This is a genomic window from Nocardiopsis sp. LDBS1602, assembly GCF_035818715.1.
GTDB lineage: Bacteria > Actinomycetota > Actinomycetes > Streptosporangiales > Streptosporangiaceae > Nocardiopsis > Nocardiopsis alba.
Genome location: NZ_JAYLVW010000001.1, coordinates 591,637 through 607,454, shown reverse-complemented (window position 1 = coordinate 607,454; position 15,818 = coordinate 591,637). Strand labels below are relative to the sequence as shown.

Sequence of the window (15,818 nt, the reverse complement as noted above, 5' to 3'; positions counted from 1 at the left end):
ATCCGAAAGAGAACGATGACCCAAGACGCCCGTCTCAGCGGCCGTGACCTGACACTCGCCTACGACCAGCGTGTGATCTCCCGGGATCTGGCCGTCACCATCCCCGACAACTCCTTCACCGTGATCGTGGGCCCCAACGCCTGCGGTAAGTCGACGCTGTTGCGCGCCCTGTCGCGCACCCTCAAACCGGCCGAGGGCAGTGTGCTGTTGGACGGTCAGGTCATCGGTTCCTATCCGGCCAAGGAGGTGGCGCGCCGGTTGGGGTTGTTGCCGCAGACCTCCATCGCCCCGGACGGGATCGGTGTGGCCGATCTGGTGGCGCGCGGTCGTTTCCCGCATCAGAGTTTCCTGCGCCAGTGGTCGGCCCAGGACGAGGCGGTGGTGGCCGAGGCGATGGAGTCGACGGGGGTGTCGGCGTTGGCCGACCGGTCGGTGGACGAGTTGTCGGGCGGTCAACGTCAGCGGGTGTGGTTGGCGATGGTGTTGGCCCAGCAGACGCCGTTGCTGTTGTTGGACGAGCCCACCACCTATCTGGACATCGCCCACCAGATGGACATGCTCGATCTGTGCGCCGATCTGCACGCCGAGCGCGGTCACACCCTGGTGGCGGTGTTGCACGACCTCAACCACGCCTGCCGTTACGCCACCCATCTGATCGTGATGAAGGACGGGACGATCGTGGCCGAGGGCGAGCCGGCCACGATCGTCACCGCCGATCTGGTGGAGAAGGTGTTCGGGTTGCCGGTGCGGGTCATCGAGGACCCGGAGACGGCCACCCCGATGATCGTGCCGGTGGACCGGCGCGGGGTGCGCCGGGTCCACGACTGACCGTCGGGGCGGGCCGGGTTCAGCGGCGCAGCAGGTCCCGGAGTTCCTTCACGATCAGGGCCGGGTCCTCCTCGGCCATGAAGTGGCCGCTGTCGACGGTGGCGTGCCGCAGGTCTCGGGCCCAGGGCCGCCACAGGGCGGTGGCGTCGTAGCCCAGGGCGGCGCCCCAGTCCTGTTGGAGGACGGTCACCGGCATCGACAGCCGGTGTCCGGCCTCCTGGTCGGCCAGATCGTGTTCGAGGTCGATGCCGGCCGAGGCCCGGTAGTCGGCGACGATGGAGGGCACGTTGCGGCGGCAGGCGTCCAGGTAGGCCCGGCGTACGGGGGCCGGGATCGCCTCGGGGTCGCGGCCCCACAGGTCCAGGAAGTGGCCGAAGAAGGTGTCGGGCGCGGCCTGGATCATCCGTTCGGGCAGGTCCGGTTCCTGGGCCATCAGGTACAGGTGGAAGCCGACCGCGCCTTGGACGCCGCGCAGCGCCTCCCACATCTGGGGGACGGGCAGCACGTCCAGGATCCCCAGGTGGGTGATGGTCTCGGGGTGGTCGAGGCCGGCGCGGATCGCCACCAGCGCGCCCCGGTCGTGTCCGACCAGGGCGAAGCGCTCGTGGCCCAGGGCGCGTGCCAGGGCCACGACGTCTGCGGCCATGGTGCGCTTGGAGTAGGTGTGGGGTCCGGTGGCCTCGGGGGCGTCGCTGTCCCCGTAGCCGCGCAGGTCGGGGCAGATCACGGTGTGGTCCGCGGTCAGGTCGGCGGCCACGTGGCGCCACATCAGGTGGGTCTGGGGGAAGCCGTGCAGCAGGACGAGGGCGGGTCCGTGGCCGCCGACGGCCACGTTCAGCTCCACGCCCTCGGCGACGCTCACGCGTCGTGTGGTGGTGCCGGGGATGACGGTGTCCATGATGGAACCCCTCTGGTCGTTCGAATGGGTGTGCGATCAGTGTGTCGAGCGTCGATGAGCGTTCGATGAGCAAGCGGTACGGTGACCGTGTCCGCCACCGGGGGAGGGAGAGGGGGAGCCCGTGACGGTGCGCTTCGGTGTCCTTGGGCCGCTACGGGCCTGGGACGAGCGGGGGCGGAGCCTGCCGTTGAAGGGGCCGCGCCACCGCGCGGTCCTGGCCCGTCTTCTGGTGGCCCACGGTCGTCTGGTCCCCTTGGACACGCTCATCGAGGACCTGTGGGAGGAGGAGGGCCCTCCTGCGGGGGCGGCGAGCGCGGTACGCACCTTCGTGGCGGCCCTGCGCCGCGCCCTGGAGCCCGAACGGGCGCCTCGTGCCCCCGCGCGTCTGCTCGTGACCGAGGGCCCCGGCTACGCCCTGCGCGCCGATCCGGAGGCGGTCGACGCCCTGGTGTTCGAACGCACCGTCACCGGTGTCCAGGGCCCGCCCGACGAGGGCGCCCTGGAGCGGGCCCTGGACGCCTGGCGCGGCCCCGCCTACGCCGACGTCGCCCACACCGGTTGGGCCCGCGCCGAACGGGCCCGGCTGGAGGAGTCGCGTTCGGGTGCGGTGGAGGAGTTGGCCCGGCTGCGTCTGGCCCGGGGCGCCACCGGCCGGGTGATCGCCGACCTGGACGCCCACGTCACCGATCACCCCTGGCGGGAGGAGGCCTGGCACCTGTTGGCCTCGGCCCTGTACCGCGCCGACCGTCAGGCCGAGGCTCTGGCCGTCCTACGACGTGCCCGTACCCTGCTCGCCGACCGGCTGGGCCTGGATCCGGGACGGGCGTTGGGCCGGTTGGAGCAGGACATCCTCCGACAGAGCGAACACCACGACCCCCGTCTCTCCTCCACCGGGACGGCGCCGGTCGAGGACGAACGCGTCGACCGGCTCTGGCACAGCACGGCCCGCGCCTATGAGAAGGGGCCCGGTACGCGGGCACGTCTGGAATCGACGGTGGGGCTGCTGCGTTCCCTGGCGTTGACCGGCGCCGACGGGCTGCGCGCCGCCCGCGATCGACGCTCCCAGACCATCGACGCCGCCCTGGCCTCCGGTGACGTCGACCTGACCGCGCGGATCATCGGCGCCTACGACGTGCCCGCCGTCTGGACCGGTTCGGACGATCCCGAGCAGGCCGCCCGGGTGGTCCGCGCCGCCGAACACGCCCTGGCCGAGGCGGGCTCGGCCGTCCACCCCACCGTGCGGGCGCGTCTGCTGGCCACCGTGGCCCTGGAGTCCCGGGGAAGCCGTGGTGAACGTCCGGCGAGGGCCGCCGCCGAGGCCGAACGGATCGCCCGCGACCTCGCCGACCCGGCGCTGACGGTCTTCGCGCTCAACGCCCGCTGGATGCAGACCTTCTCCCGTCCGGGGCTGTCGCGGCGGCGCGGCCGGATCGGGACGGAACTGGTGGAGCTGTCCGAACGCCACGGCCTGGACTCCTTCGAGATCCTGGGCCACCTGATCGGCGTCCAGACCCACGCCGCCCACGCCGACGTCGAAGGGGCCGACCATCACGCCCACCGGGCCGATGCGCTGGCCCGACGGCACGAACGCCCGCTGGTGGGGGTCTTCACCGACTGGTATCGGGCCCTGCGGCTGGATCTGACCGGACAGGACCCCGAACGTGTCGCCCGCGCCTACCGGGCCGCCGCCGAACGCACCAAGGGGGCGGGCATGCCCGGCCTGGAACGCGGTCTGGCCCCCTTGGCCCTGCTGTGTCTGCGTGTGCGCCATGGTCTTCCCTGGCGGAGAGAGGCGGGGAGGGTCGACGACTGGGGGCCGCACCTGCCCTGGGTCCATCCGCTCCTGCTCGCCTCCGAACAGCCGGAACGGGCCTCCTCGGTTCTGGACCGGACCCCCGACCCCGCCCCGGGGCTGCTCATGGAGGCCCACTGGGGACTGCTCGCCCACGCCGCCCTGACCCTGGGGGAACGGCCGACACTGCTGCGTGCCCGCACGGCGCTGGAGGCGGCCCGCGGCGAGCACGCCGGGGCCGCCTCGGGCCTGTTCACCCTCGGACCCGTCGACGACCTGCTCGACCGCCTACAGCGGGCCCTGGGCGCCGGCTAGCTCCAGCCGCAGCACCAACTCCACCAGTTCCACCAGCACGCCCTTGACCGACTCCCGGTCCCGGGCGTCGCACAACGACAACGGCACCTCCTCGGCCAGGTCCAACGCCACACGCACGTCCTCGGCGCGATGGGTGCGCTGACCGTCGAAACAGTTCACCGCCACCACGAACGGCAACCGACGCGACTCGAAGAAGTCGATGGAATCGAAGGAGTCCGCCAACCGTCGGGTGTCGGCGATCACGATCGCGCCCAGAGCGCCCTGGGAGAGCTCCTCCCACATGTAGGAGAACCTGCGCTGGCCCGGGGTCCCGAACAGGTACACCACGGTCGAGGCGTCCAACGTGATCCGCCCGAAGTCCAGGGCCACGGTCGTGGTGGTCTTGTCCTCCACCCCGGCCAGATCGTCCACGCCCACACTCCGCGAGGTCATGATCTCCTCGGTGTGCAACGACTCGACCTCGCTCAACGTCGAGACCAGGGTGGTCTTGCCCGCCCCGAACCCGCCGGCGACCACGATCTTCAAGGTGTCGGGAACCGGCGGGTCCCCCTCCACCACCGTCCAGGGACCTGCCATCGTCCACCCCTCACAGTCGTCGGATTCCATCGAGTACCGAACGCAGGGTGTCCGCGTCCGGTCGCCGGTGCTCCCAGGGCGAGGTGTGCGCCACCACCCGCCCCTGGTCCAGCAGGTCCGACAGCAGGACCCGCAACACCCCCAGAGGGAGCCCGGCACGCGAGGCCACCTCGGCCACCGACACCGGACGCGCGCACACCGACAGGATCAGCTCCAGCTCGGGGTCCAGATCCGCCGAACCCATCGAGGGGACCGCCACCACCTGGGAGGTCACCGTCAGATCGCCGCGCGAGGGGCGGGTACGCCCACCGGTGAGCGAATAGGGGCGGATCAGGTTCGATTCCACCGACCGGTCGTCCTCCTCGTAGGCGGACACGTTCACGCCTCGCCCACGCGGCCGCGTGGCAGCGCCGACAGATGCGGCCCCACCTGACGCACCAGACGGTTCACCTCGAACGCCGCCTGTCCCATGTCGCAGTCGGCGTCGGTGATCAACGCCAACTGCGTGCCCTGACCGGCGGAGAGCACGAAGAAGAACGCGCTGTCCATCTCCACCACGCTCTGGCGGACCTCCTCTGCCCCCAGCTCCGAGCGCGCGCCTCGCGCCAGGCTGGCGAACCCGGCCGCGATGGCGGCCAGGCGTTCGGCGCCGTCCCGGTCCAGTTCGGGGGAGCGGGACAGTACCAGGCCGTCCGCGGACGACAACAGGGCGTTGCGGGCACCGGCGACCCGGGCCACCAGGTCGCCCATCAGCCAGTCCAGTCTCCGGATCGCCGAACCCGCGTCCGGGTTCTGCGCGGCGGTGTTCACCGACATCGAGATCACCTCTCCGTGTTCTGCTCGTGTTGATCGTGTGTCTGTTCGACGGGGTCGGCGCCTTCGCGGTCCGATAGGGCGCGGGCCCGTTCGGTACCGGTCTGGAAGGCGCCCATCATCGTGCGGATCTGGTCCAGGGATCGGCGGGGGACGGTAGCGGTGTCGGAGGCGGGCGGGGGGTCGGCGACGACGCGGCGGCGTCGTCGGGGCAGACCCATGTGGGTGTCGGGCCCCTCCTCCAAGGGGGGTAGGGCCTGTGGTTCGGGGACCTCGTCCTCGACCCGGACGGGGGCCGGGGCGGGGGCGACGTCGCGGTCGGAGGGCGGAGCGGGCGCGGCCCCCAGGTGGCCCACCCGCATCGGCCCGGTGGTGTGGGCGGGTTCGACCACCGTGTCGGCGGGAATCTCCACCATGGCCACGGTGCCCTTCCCGGGGGCCGAGTCCACCCGCACCCGGAAGCCGTGGCGGGCGGCGATCACGGCCACCACGTACAACCCCAGCTGGGAGTCGTCCCGCACCCGGGCCAGATCGAACCGGGGCGGGTCGGCCAGCAGCGTGTTGGCCGCCTCCGCGCGCTCCCCGGTCATGCCCAGCCCCTGGTCGCGGACCAGGATCCGGTACCTTCCACGCTCGTCGACGTCGCCCTCCACGATCACCGGGGTGTCGGGAGGGGAGAAGGAGGTCGCGTTCTCCAACAGTTCGGCCAACAGCCGCACCAGATCGGCGCCGGCGCCGCCGCGCAGGGCCACCGGGGGCAGGGCGCGCGCCTGGACACGCGTGTAGTCCTCGATCTCACCGGCCGAGGCCCGCACCGCCTCGTGCAGGCCCACGGGGGCGGCGCCGTGCCGGGTGGGCCGGTCGCCGCTCAGCAACATCAGGTTCTCGGCGTTACGCCGCATCTGGGTGCTCAGGTGGTCGATGCGGAACAGCGCCTCCAATACCTGGGGGTCGGTCTCCTCGCGTTCGACCCGGTCCAGGAGGGAGAGCTGGCGGTGCACCAACGACTGGGTGCGTCGGGCGAGGTTGCGGAACATGTACCGCACCCCGGCGCGTACCCGGGCCTCCTCCACCGCCGCGGTCACGGCGGCGCGGCGGGCGTCGTCGAAGGCCGACGCGACCTGGCCGATCTCGTCGTGGTGGGTCGCGTTCAACGGGGGGACCTCGGCGTCCACGTCGACCTCCTGGCCGGCGCGGAGTCGGGCGGTGACCCGGGGGAGACGGTCACGGGCGTGTTCCAGGGTCCGGGTGCGCAGTTCCTGAAGGCGCGCTCCCAGGCGTTGGGTGCCGACCACGGCCACACCGACGGAGGCCAGGGCCACCAGCAGGGTCGGCACGGTGATGATCAGGGCACGGTCGCGCAGGTCGGCGGCGTGTCGGTGCCCCAACGCGACCACGTGGTCGCGGCGTTCCCGTTCGACCTCGCTCATGCGCCGGTCCAGGGCCTCGGCCGCGCCCTGCCAGGTCTGGGCGTTGACGGGCACTCCGGAGCCGTGTTCTCGGCCGGGGGTGGCGATGACGGTGTCCTGGAGGAGTTCGACGGTCTCCATCTGGGCGGAGCCGTCCAGGCGTACGAAGTCGCGTCCGGCCTCTTCTCCGGCTTCGGCGTCGACCCGGGACCAGGTGTGGCGTTGGGCGCCCACGGCCGCGGCGAATTCGGCGTGGGCCTGGGCGGTGAACTCGTTGGTGGCCACGGCGTGGGCCAGGATCGTGTCCTGCCGGTTGAGGAGTTCGCGGGTGCGGGTGAGGGAGGTCAGGGAGCGCAGGTGGGGGGAGAGGGTGGCGTCGGCGCGTTCGACCAGGGTGCCCCATACGCGTAGGCCGGTTTCGATGAGTTCGGTGTAGGGGCCGGCCGCCAGGGTGAGGGTGTCGGCGTCGTGGGGGAGGGCGTCGACCTCGGCTCGGTGGTTCTCCAGCGAGGTCAGGTGGTTCTGGAAGGCGGTGGCCTGACGGGGCAGGGTGGCGCCTTCCTGGGCGTTCAGGGAGCGGTCCAGGGTGAGGACGGCCTGGTCGGTGGCGGCGCGGGCCTCGTCGAGTCGGCCGTGGGTGCTGCTGGTGGGGGAGTTGAGGGCGGCCAGGGTGGCGCGGCGTTCGCTTTGGAGCCGGTCGATGACGTCGGTGGTGGGGGAGCCGACCTCCTCGATGAGGGTCGCGGTGGTGCGCAGGTCGCCGATGTCGCCTGCGAGGGTGGTGGTGAGCAGTGCCCACAGGGCCAGCAGGGCGGTGCTGGGGATGAGCACCAGGGTGATCATGCGGGCGCGAAGCGATCGGCGCTTCTCGTGGGGCATGGGCTCGCTCTTCGAGGGGAGGCGGGGGGTCCGCCGAGGGGGGTGGGGCGGGGGTGGGACCGAGCTAACCGCCGTGGTGGGGGTTTTGGCAAGACCGAGTGGGGGCCGGGGTGCGGGGTGGGACGGAGGTTCCAGGCATCCCGAAAGCTCCTAAAATAGGACATGTATAGAATCTACGTCGTACAGGCGGCGGTGCTTTTGTTCCAAAAGCGCACCTCAAAACATAAGGAGCGGCTCCGCCGCACCGACCACACCAGGGTCCGCTCGGGGGAGCGGTCGGGTGAGGGACGGCCTCCGACCGGGTAGGTATCGGCCGGAACCGGCCAATCGCGGATTGGCACCACAAGCGGCACCGACAAGGGGGCGGAAACATGCTCCGGCTCAGCGAAGAGCAGATCCGGGACGGTCTGGAACGGCTCACCGACTGGGAATGGGATCCTGACGCGGTCCTGATCCACCGCACCGTACGCCTGGCCGACTTCCCGACCGCCATCTCCCTGGTCCAAGAGGTGGCCCAGGCGGCCGAACAGGCCGACCACCACCCCGACATCGACATCCGCTACGACACGGTCCGGCTCACCCTGAGCACGCACTCCGAAGGCGCCGTGACCGACCAGGACATGGCCCTGGCCGCGCGAGTGGACGAACTGGTCGAGGTCGTCACCGGCCAGGGCTGAACACGACAGGGGCCACGGCGGATCCGACGGCTCTCACCGGGGGCGATCACGGACCCGGTGCGGGCGGGGCTAGGGTCGTGGTCCATGGCGGTACACGAGACGGGCGCGGCCCGTTCCTATGGCATGATCTCCGAGCTCTACGCGGACTTCGCGGCGGGGGCCTTCGAGTCCGACCCGTTGGGGCGGTCGATGATCGACGTTCTGGCGAAGTCGGTGGCGGCCTCCGGGGGTGGGCCGGTGTTGGACGCCGGTTGCGGTCCGGGTCATGTGACGGCGTATCTGCGCGGTTCGGGCGTGGAGGCCTTCGGGGTGGATCTGTCGGAGGGGCTGGTGGAGCTGGCCCGGACGCGGCATGGGGGGATTCGCTTCGAGGTGGGCGATATCGGGGCCCTGGAGGTCGAGGGGGGCTCGTTGGCGGGGGTGGTGTCGAACTATTCGATCATCCATTCTCCGCCGGAGCGGTTGGCGGTGATCATGGCGGAGTTCGCGCGGGTGTTGGCTCCGGAGGGGTATCTGATGGTGGCCTTCCAGAGTCATGAGGATCCGGGTGCGGGGGTGGAGACCTTCGATCATCAGGTGGCGATGGCGTATCGGTACGGGGTGGATCACGTGCTGGCCGAGGCCGTCGCTGTGGGGTTGGTGGAGCAGGCGCGTCTGGTGATGGCTCCGGGGTTGGATGCTCGGCGTGGGTTCTCGCAGGCGCATCTGTTGTTGCGGAAGGCCGGGGTGGGCCTCTAGAGGGCTGTTCCGGGGCGGGTCCGGTGTGTGCCGGGCCCGCTCTTCGTGTGCGGGCGGGTGTCGTGGGGATACGACAGCATGTCCGGCATGGATGATTTCGAGGCTTATCGTGCTGCGGCTCGTGCGGGTGGTGTTCCCGATGAGGCGGTGGAGCTGGCTCTGGGGTTGGCGCGTCCCCAGGTGGAGTTGAGTTCCTCACCGGGGCCGGACGCGGTCCTGGCCGGCCGTTATGGCGGGTGGCCGTCTCTTCCGGCGGAGGTGGAGTGGGAGGGCTATCCGGACTTCGTGGCGTCGGTGGACTGCGCCGCTCTGCCGCGGGTGTTCGATTTCCCGTTTCCGGCGGAGGGGAGTCTGTTGTTCTTCGCCGATCGGCGTGACACGGAGGGGCCCGAGTCGGAGCGGGGCTCGGGGTTCGTGGTGTACGTGGGCGCGGACGCGGTGGTGGAGGAGCGGGTGCCCGAGGACGGGGAGGCGGTGTACGGCGAGCCGGTGCCTTTGTTCGCCCGGTCGTTGTGGAGTCTGCCGATGGCGTGTGATGACGTGGTGGCGGCGGATGAGCGTGTGCGTGGGGTCTATGGGCGGTATCGGTTGGATCAGTGGGATGAGAGGAGGGGTGTGGCGCAGGTGGAGCTTCTGTTGGGGGGTTACGCGTATTCGCCGCAGGATCCTCCTTCGACGGAGGGCGGGGAGTGGGTGTTGTTGGCGCAGGGCCAGTACGGGTTCCGGGATGAGCCGGATTTCGTGGGGTGTCCGTTCTGGTCGGTGCGGCGTGGGGATCTGGAGGTGGGGGATTTCTCGTCGGCGTGGATGGTGATGTGGTCGTACCACTGAGGTGGTGTGTACACGTTGGAGGGACCCCCGGGGTGTGGCCCGGGGGTTTCGTGGTGTCGGGGGTGGGTGGTGTCGGTGTGGATCGTCGTGAGGCGTCCACGGGAGACGGCCTAGGGGAGTCGGGCTCTGCGCATCTTGCCGGAGGCGGTGCGGGGGAGTTCGTCGACGAAGTCGATGGTGTGGGGTGCGGCGTGGGGTGCCAGGTGGGTGCTGACCCAGTCGCGGAGTTCGTCGGCCAGGTGGGGGTCGCCGGTGTGGTCGGGTGCCAGGACGACGCGGGCGCCGACGAGGTGTCCGGCGATGGGGTCGGGGATGGCGTAGACGCCGCATTCGTCGACGGCGGGGTGTGAGGTGAGGATGGTCTCGACCTCGGTGGGGCCGATGCGGTAGCTGCGGGTGATGATGGCGCCGTCGTCGCGGGTGGAGAAGTGGAGGTTGCCTTGGCGGTCCATGATGCCGGTGTCGCCGGTGAGGTGGTGGGTGTGGTCGGGTGTGCGGCGGATGTCGAGGGTGTCGTCGTAGCCGTGGTAGCCCTCGAACCAGTCGAGGGGGCTGGTGGTGTGGTCGATGGCGATGCGGCCGTAGACGCCCAGGGGTGCGGGTTGGTCGTCGATGGGGTCGAGGACGTGGATGTTCCAGCCGGGGAGGGCGGGGCCGATGGCGCCGGGGGGTAGGGGGGCGTCGGCTTGGGGGAGTTCGGGGTTGTTGGGGATGCCGGCGCACCAGCCGAGTTCGGTCTGTCCGTAGTGGTCGCGGATGGGGATGCCGAAGAGGTCGGTGGCCCAGTCGATGACGTCGGGGGCGAGGGGTTCTCCGGCGCTGGCGAGGCGTTGGACGATGATCTCGGGTGGGAGGGTCTTGGTGGCGGCGCGGATGGTGCGGTAGGTGGTGGGGTCGGAGGCGAAGTTGGTGACCTGGTACATGCCCAGGACGTCGAGGGTGAGTTCGGGGTCGAAGAAGCCGGCTTGGAGGGCGAGGGAGGTGTGGCCGGCGAGGAGGGGTGAGATGAGGCCGTGGTAGAGGCCGTAGGCGGTGCCGGGGTCGGCGGTGTTCCAGTAGGTGTCGTCGTCGGTGACGCCGAGGCCGTAGTGGTGGTAGGCGTGCATGGCGGCCAGGGCGCGGACGGGGACGCGTGCGCCGCGGGGTGGGCCGATGAGGTTGGAGACGTAGACGAGGGCGAGGGTGGTGTCGCCGGTGGTGGGGGGTGTGGGGGGAGGTGTGTGGTCGCTGGTGGTGAGGGTGTGGAGGGTGTGGTCGCCGTCGCGGAGTGGGTGGGTTCCGGTGGTGGCGGTGTGCCAGGTGGGTGGGGTGGTCTGGTGGGGGCCGGGGTCGAGTTTGGTGCGGTAGTCGTCTTGGGCGATGACGAGGGTGGTGCCTGAGTCGGTGAGGCGTTGGTGGATGGCGGAGGGGGCCAGGGAGGTGAGGAGGGGGACGAGGGTGGCGCCGAGTCTCCAGGTGGCCAGGGCGGTGATGGTGAGGTCGATGCCTTTGGGGATGAGGGTGGCGATGCGGTCGCCGGGTCGGATGCCGAGGTGGTGGAGGCCTGCGGCGAGGGTGGTGGATTTTTGGTGGAGTTGTCCGTAGGTGAGGGTGGTGGGTTCGAGGGTGGGGCCGATCTGGGTGGTGGCGGTGGTGTGGGGGTCGTGGCGGTCGCAGAGGAGGTGGGCCACCGACGTGGTGGGGGTGTGGTAGGTGGCGATCCAGTCGCGTAGGAGTTGCGCCGGGTCGGACATCGGTGGTGTTCCTCGTTTTCGGTGGTGGTGGTCGTGGGGGGTGCTTTCCACACTATGCCCTTCTGTGGGACGGGTCTCACTTGTGGTGGGTGGGCTCTTCCGTCGGGTGTGGGGTGGGGGCCAGGATGTGGGGATGGATAGTGCTCGTGTGGTGGAACGTTTCGGTTTGGATGAGGGTGCGCGGTCGTGGTTGGAGGCGGCGGAGGGGTTGCCGGAGTCGGGGTTGAGGGTGCCGTCGGGTGTGGAGGCGGCGCGGGTGTTGGACATGTTCGTGTTGGAGGGGCGCGATCGTGTCGAGGTGGAGGGGTTGTGGCCGGGTGAGGGTTGTCCGGTGGAGTTGTGGTGGTTGGTGGAGTTGATGTGTCGGAGGTTGTGCGCCGATGCCGATCTGCCGGTGGGTGTGTGGCGTGGGTGGCCTTCGTTGGTGGAGGTGGAGGATGCGCGGGCGCGGGTGGCGTCGTTGTTCGCGTTCGCGGCGTGGGTGCCGGTGCAGTTGGCGCGGCATGGGGCGTTGGGTGTGGATCGGTCGGTGACGGTGGCGACGTTGGCCGATGTGGGTGTGCAGGTGCGGCGGTCGCGGTGGTTGTTCGGGCGGTTGTCGTTGGAGACGGCGGCGTGGGTGGCGGCGCAGTTTCGGGGGCGGTTGTTCTGGGTGGGTGGTTTGCAGTTGGAGCCCGCGGTGTTGGGTTCTCAGGGGGTGGTGGAGTGGTATTCGCCGGAGGAGGCTTCGGGGTTGGGTCCGGGGTTGGGTGTGGGGGATCCGGTGTTGAGGTTGCATATTCCGACGGGTGGGTTGGATCCGTCGGTGGTGGATGAGGCGTTGGGGCGGGCGCGGGGGTTCGCTCGGGATCATTTGGGGATCGATCCGGTGGTGGCGACGTGTACGTCGTGGTTGTTGGATCCGTTCTGGGCGGAGGTGTTGGGGGAGGGGTCGAATATCGTGCGGTTCCAGCGGCGGTTCAGGTTGGTGGGTGAGGGGGTTCCGGGGGAGTCGGATGTGTTCCGGTTCGTGTTCGGGTCTCCTCGGGTGGATGTGGGGGCCGTGTCGGCTGGGACGCGGTTGGAGCGGGCGGCGTTGGAGCGGTTGGGGTCGGGTGCGGGTTTGAGGGTGTGTACGGGGTGGTTGCGGTTGCCGTGAGGGGCCGGTCCGTGTGTTTCGGTGGCCCTCTGGGTGTGTTCTTCGTGGACGTGTCCGGGGGGCTTCGTCGTGTCCGGGTGGGGAGGGTGAACTCGGGGGTGGTGGGGGGCATCGCACGGGGGTGAGATGCCCTTTTCGTGTTCTGCGGAGGTTCCCCCGATGAGTGATGTCCTCGACCGGTCCGATCCGGCTCTTTCGGTGCCGGGGCGGGTGTGGTTCCTGTTCCTCTACCCCTTGTTGGTGGGGGTGGTGATGATGGTGTCGGGTTTCTTCGCGTTTTTGGGGTTGTTGTACGAGGACACTTCCTTTGCGGCGTTGTTCTTGTTGGTGATGGCGGTGCTCATCGGTGGTGGTTCGGCGGCGCGGTCGTGGGTCGCGCGTCGTCGTGGGGTGGTGGTGCGTCCTTGGGAGGGGGCGGTGGTGTCGGCGGTGGCGTTGTCCGCGGCGACGGTGGGTGTGTGTTTTCAGGCTGTGGCGGGTGTGGCCTGGTCGTGGTCGATGCCGGTGTTGTGGTGTGTGGGGTTGTCGGTGGTGGGGGAGACGGTGTGGGCTCGGTTCGCGGGGCGGTCGTGGTGGTGGTTGTCGTTGGTGGCGGTTCTGGTGGTGGCCGCTGTGGGGGTGGGGGCGGTGTGGTGGGCCGATGCGGTCGGGTAGGGCCGGCGGGTGCGGGGCTCGCACTGGAGGGGCCCACCGATGCGTTGGAGGGAGGCGGGGGTCCGGGGTCGACCGGGTGGAGCCTGTGGGGTGGGTGTGGGTCGGGGGCGTGTGGAGGAGAGTCGGGGTGCCGCGTCTGTTCGGTGCGGGCGTGGGGGAGTCGGGACGAGCGGTGGTCGCTGATTGTTCTCGCGTCATCGCTCTGTGTGTTCGTCGGGGGTGTGGAGTCCGGGTGGTGTCCGGAGGGGCCCTGGGCGGCGTGGGGGTCCTCGGTCGGCGTGGGTCGGGGTCGGGGGTGTGGAGTGGTGGGGGTCATGGGGGGTGAAGGGTCGGAAAAGGCGGCCGTTGGGGGCGTGTCGGTGGTGGCGGAGGGCCTTCCACACCTTCTACTTGACATAATGTGCATTATCGGCGATGTGGAAACGCCTGTGGGGAAGGGGTTTTCGTGTTCTGCGGGCCGTCCGGGGCCTTCGAGGGCTTCGGCGGCGGCTCGCCGCTCGGCGCGGGTCGTGTCGAGTCCCTGCCCGGCGGCCGGATCGACGCACGGTTCGTCCACAGGGAGATCGCACGGGCCGGCGCCGGTCGGCCGCGGCGCGGTAGCGTCGATACGGGGGCACTGTGCGCGTTCGGTGGCCGGGCGTGATGCCCCCGAAGTCGAGTCTGGTCTCTGAGCGGCCTCTGGGGCAAGGTCGGATCTTCGGCCTGTGGACGGTGAGCGCGTGGCGTGAACGCGTGCACCCGCTCTGACGTGGTTCTTCGTCGGTGGGGTCGTCGTGCAGGCGGTGGTATGTCGACGAGCGTCCTCTGGTGTCCGGTGGGCTCTGTGGGGCGCTCTGGGAACGCGCTCCTGGGCGAAGGGCTCGAGCGGGTCGGCCTCGGTGGGTGTCTTCCCGGCGGCCGGGTTTCGCCGGGGCGTTCTCGTCTCGGTGGCTCTCCCTGTGCGCCCCGAGTCCGCCCCGGCGTTCGCCATGGTGTTCGTGAGGCGCCCGACCTGCGTTTTCGTGCTCTTCGTGCCCGCTCGGCGGCTGTCCCGGGTCTGGGGTGGGTGTGCCCTCCAGGGCGCGGCTCGGGTGGGTTCGAGGGGGTGGTGTTCGGTGTCGAGGGGCCTGTGCGGGTGTTCTCGGTGGGCGCGGTCCCCTCTCGGTGGCCCGGTATCTCCATGTTTCATGCATAAACTGTGTTATGCAGCATTTTGCACTCTTTGAGCGACACGTGACCGATATGGCGCGCGCGTCCCTTTTCTTCCATTCTTGACCCCCACTCCCCGCTCTCGCGCCGGCCCGTCCCGACCTCGCATCGAACGTGTGTGCCCATGGCCGCGATCGCGCCCATCGGGGTCGTGTACATCTGTACGAATCCACCCCTCCCCCGTCCTTCATCCCCCAGAGCTCCCCGCGCCGGCGCCACTCACCAGGGAAAAGGGGAGAAATCGCAGGTCACAAGGGGTGTCGAAGATGTTCCCTCGCCCCCCTCTCCCCTATCGGGCGGGTGCCTCACACCCCCAGAACGGCGCGCACGTCGGCTCGTTCGAACGTGCGTACACACCAGAGGAAGTGGCCGTCCGCCCCCGTGTCGGAGTAGGCGTTGGCGCTGATCAGGGCGTAGGCGGCCCGGTACAGCAGCGCTCGTTCGCGTTCGGGGCCCGAGGTGCCGGTCCAGCGGGTGAGCAGGGCGTCGTCGTGTTCTCGGGCGTGGGGTCCGTACATGTCGTGGAAGCCGGCCGCGGTGGCGGTGTCGAAGAGGGGGTCCGCGGCGGTGGTGAGGAAGCCCCAGTCGAGTACGGCGGTGGGGGCGCCCTGGTCGGTGGCCAGGATGTTGGGCGGGCACAGGTCGCCGTGGACGATGCGGGGCGGTTCGGTGGGCAGGTGTGACAGGCGTCGTCGTAGGGCGTCGTGGAGGGTGTCCAGGTCGGGTAGGGCGGCGCGCAGTGGGTGTGCGAAGCGGGTGGTGCGGCGGTCGATGAGGGCGGTCAGGGCCTGGGGCCAGGTGGTGTGGTCTCGCCAGAGGGGGTGGGGTTCGTCGAGGGCGGTCAGGGCTTTGGTGGCGGGGCCCGCGGTGGTGTGGGCCAGGGCGTTCAGGACGTGGGTGGTGGCGTCCTGGACCTGGGTGCGGGTGAGGGTTCCTTGTCGGTGGAGGGTGTCCAGGGGTGTGCCGGGCAGGTGGGGTTCGAGGGTGATGGTGGTGTCGTGGTGGTGGCGGATATGGAGGATGCGCGGGGTGGCGAAGGGCGGGTGTTGGGCGGCGAGTTCGTCGTGGAAGGCCTGGAGGGGGCGTAGGTCGGTCTCGGTGCGGTGGTGCCAGGCCTTGGCGATGAGGTGGTCGCCCAGGGGGCCGGGGCCCAGGGCGTGGACGGTGCCTTCCATTCCTCGGCCCAGGAGGTGGTGGCGGGGGTGGCCCCAGGCGGTGTAGGCGGTGGTGGGGGCGGTGGTCATGGGGGGCAGGTTAGTGGCCGCGACACGGGTTCGTGGGGTGTCCGGGGGGTTCGGGGGTGGACGGTTACGGTGGCCTGGATCGGGCGTACGCGTCGGCCTCGGGGT

The 15,818-nt window shown here is 70.3% G+C and carries 14 protein-coding genes; 7 read left to right on the top strand and 7 right to left on the bottom strand.

Annotated elements, in window-relative coordinates:
- The first annotated feature begins 15 nt into the window (after window positions 1-15).
- The gene (locus U9J66_RS02885) at window positions 16-828 is read left to right on the top strand and encodes an ABC transporter ATP-binding protein (RefSeq protein WP_017534798.1); all 813 of its coding nucleotides are present in this window, start codon (window positions 16-18) and stop codon (window positions 826-828) included.
- A 19-nt stretch (window positions 829-847) separates the two neighbouring features.
- Here U9J66_RS02885 and U9J66_RS02880 read toward each other — a convergent pair whose 3' ends face one another.
- Window positions 848-1,726: an alpha/beta fold hydrolase gene (locus U9J66_RS02880; protein WP_326336941.1), complete on the bottom strand. Its 879-nt coding sequence runs from the start codon at window positions 1,724-1,726 to the stop codon at window positions 848-850.
- Window positions 1,727-1,847: 121 nt separating this feature from the next.
- On the opposite strand from U9J66_RS02880, the gene U9J66_RS02875 reads away from it, so the two are divergent.
- Window positions 1,848-3,833, top strand: a complete 1,986-nt coding sequence (locus tag U9J66_RS02875; RefSeq protein ID WP_326336940.1) for an AfsR/SARP family transcriptional regulator — start codon at window positions 1,848-1,850, stop codon at window positions 3,831-3,833.
- Here the strand turns inward: U9J66_RS02875 and U9J66_RS02870 are convergent.
- From U9J66_RS02870 to U9J66_RS02855, 4 genes are read right to left on the bottom strand one after another with little or no spacing between them, the layout of a single operon-like run.
- The gene (locus U9J66_RS02870; RefSeq protein WP_014911430.1) at window positions 3,807-4,409 is read right to left on the bottom strand and encodes a GTP-binding protein; all 603 of its coding nucleotides are present in this window, start codon (window positions 4,407-4,409) and stop codon (window positions 3,807-3,809) included. The two genes, U9J66_RS02875 and U9J66_RS02870, sit on opposite strands and share 27 nt — an antisense overlap.
- A gap of 10 nt (window positions 4,410-4,419) precedes the next feature.
- Entirely contained in the window at window positions 4,420-4,785 is a 366-nt protein-coding gene (locus U9J66_RS02865; RefSeq protein ID WP_014910541.1) for a DUF742 domain-containing protein, read from the bottom strand.
- 2 nt (window positions 4,786-4,787) lie between these two features.
- A complete protein-coding gene (locus tag U9J66_RS02860) occupies window positions 4,788-5,225 on the bottom strand; it encodes a roadblock/LC7 domain-containing protein (protein WP_014908907.1) in 438 nt (145 codons plus the stop codon).
- Between the two features lie 5 nt (window positions 5,226-5,230).
- On the bottom strand, window positions 5,231-7,510 hold the full coding sequence (locus tag U9J66_RS02855) for a sensor histidine kinase (protein WP_326336939.1): 2,280 nt from the start codon (window positions 7,508-7,510) through the stop codon (window positions 5,231-5,233).
- 371 nt (window positions 7,511-7,881) lie between these two features.
- Between U9J66_RS02855 and U9J66_RS02850 the strand changes: the two genes are divergently transcribed.
- The 3 genes from U9J66_RS02850 to U9J66_RS02840 all read left to right on the top strand — a co-directional run bounded on the left by U9J66_RS02850 (window position 7,882) and on the right by U9J66_RS02840 (window position 9,756).
- Entirely contained in the window at window positions 7,882-8,187 is a 306-nt protein-coding gene (locus U9J66_RS02850) for a 4a-hydroxytetrahydrobiopterin dehydratase (protein WP_014911960.1), read from the top strand.
- Window positions 8,188-8,271: 84 nt separating this feature from the next.
- The gene (locus U9J66_RS02845; RefSeq protein ID WP_326336938.1) at window positions 8,272-8,925 is read left to right on the top strand and encodes a class I SAM-dependent DNA methyltransferase; all 654 of its coding nucleotides are present in this window, start codon (window positions 8,272-8,274) and stop codon (window positions 8,923-8,925) included.
- Window positions 8,926-8,952: 27 nt separating this feature from the next.
- On the top strand, window positions 8,953-9,756 hold the full coding sequence (locus U9J66_RS02840) for a DUF1963 domain-containing protein (RefSeq protein WP_442789842.1): 804 nt from the start codon (window positions 8,953-8,955) through the stop codon (window positions 9,754-9,756).
- 110 nt (window positions 9,757-9,866) lie between these two features.
- Here the strand turns inward: U9J66_RS02840 and U9J66_RS02835 are convergent, their stop codons facing one another.
- A complete protein-coding gene (locus U9J66_RS02835) occupies window positions 9,867-11,489 on the bottom strand; it encodes an AMP-binding protein (protein WP_161111968.1) in 1,623 nt (540 codons plus the stop codon).
- 133 nt (window positions 11,490-11,622) lie between these two features.
- Between U9J66_RS02835 and U9J66_RS02830 the strand changes: the two genes are divergently transcribed.
- Together U9J66_RS02830 and U9J66_RS02825 are read left to right on the top strand one after the other, a co-directional pair.
- Window positions 11,623-12,627, top strand: coding sequence for an acyltransferase domain-containing protein (locus U9J66_RS02830; protein ID WP_026125050.1), 1,005 nt, complete (start codon window positions 11,623-11,625; stop codon window positions 12,625-12,627).
- A gap of 210 nt (window positions 12,628-12,837) precedes the next feature.
- Complete coding sequence (locus U9J66_RS02825) at window positions 12,838-13,281, top strand: hypothetical protein (RefSeq protein ID WP_326336937.1); 444 nt, start codon at window positions 12,838-12,840, stop codon at window positions 13,279-13,281.
- Between the two features lie 1,493 nt (window positions 13,282-14,774).
- Here U9J66_RS02825 and U9J66_RS02820 read toward each other — a convergent pair.
- Window positions 14,775-15,713: a phosphotransferase gene (locus U9J66_RS02820; protein WP_326336936.1), complete on the bottom strand. Its 939-nt coding sequence runs from the start codon at window positions 15,711-15,713 to the stop codon at window positions 14,775-14,777.
- Window positions 15,714-15,818: the final 105 nt, after the last annotated feature.

Excerpts from the sequence above, each read along its gene's own strand:
- U9J66_RS02885 (WP_017534798.1), top strand. The coding sequence starts at position 16 with ATGACCCAAGACGCCCGTCTCAGCGGCCGTGACCTGACACTCGCCTAC.
- U9J66_RS02880 (WP_326336941.1), bottom strand. The coding sequence starts at position 1,726 with ATGGACACCGTCATCCCCGGCACCACCACACGACGCGTGAGCGTCGCC.
- U9J66_RS02870 (WP_014911430.1), bottom strand. The coding sequence starts at position 4,409 with ATGGCAGGTCCCTGGACGGTGGTGGAGGGGGACCCGCCGGTTCCCGAC.
- U9J66_RS02860 (WP_014908907.1), bottom strand. The coding sequence starts at position 5,225 with ATGTCGGTGAACACCGCCGCGCAGAACCCGGACGCGGGTTCGGCGATC.
- U9J66_RS02855 (WP_326336939.1), bottom strand. The coding sequence starts at position 7,510 with ATGCCCCACGAGAAGCGCCGATCGCTTCGCGCCCGCATGATCACCCTG.
- U9J66_RS02850 (WP_014911960.1), top strand. The coding sequence starts at position 7,882 with ATGCTCCGGCTCAGCGAAGAGCAGATCCGGGACGGTCTGGAACGGCTC.
- U9J66_RS02845 (WP_326336938.1), top strand. The coding sequence starts at position 8,272 with ATGGCGGTACACGAGACGGGCGCGGCCCGTTCCTATGGCATGATCTCC.
- U9J66_RS02835 (WP_161111968.1), bottom strand. The coding sequence starts at position 11,489 with ATGTCCGACCCGGCGCAACTCCTACGCGACTGGATCGCCACCTACCAC.
- U9J66_RS02830 (WP_026125050.1), top strand. The coding sequence starts at position 11,623 with ATGGATAGTGCTCGTGTGGTGGAACGTTTCGGTTTGGATGAGGGTGCG.
- U9J66_RS02820 (WP_326336936.1), bottom strand. The coding sequence starts at position 15,713 with ATGACCACCGCCCCCACCACCGCCTACACCGCCTGGGGCCACCCCCGC.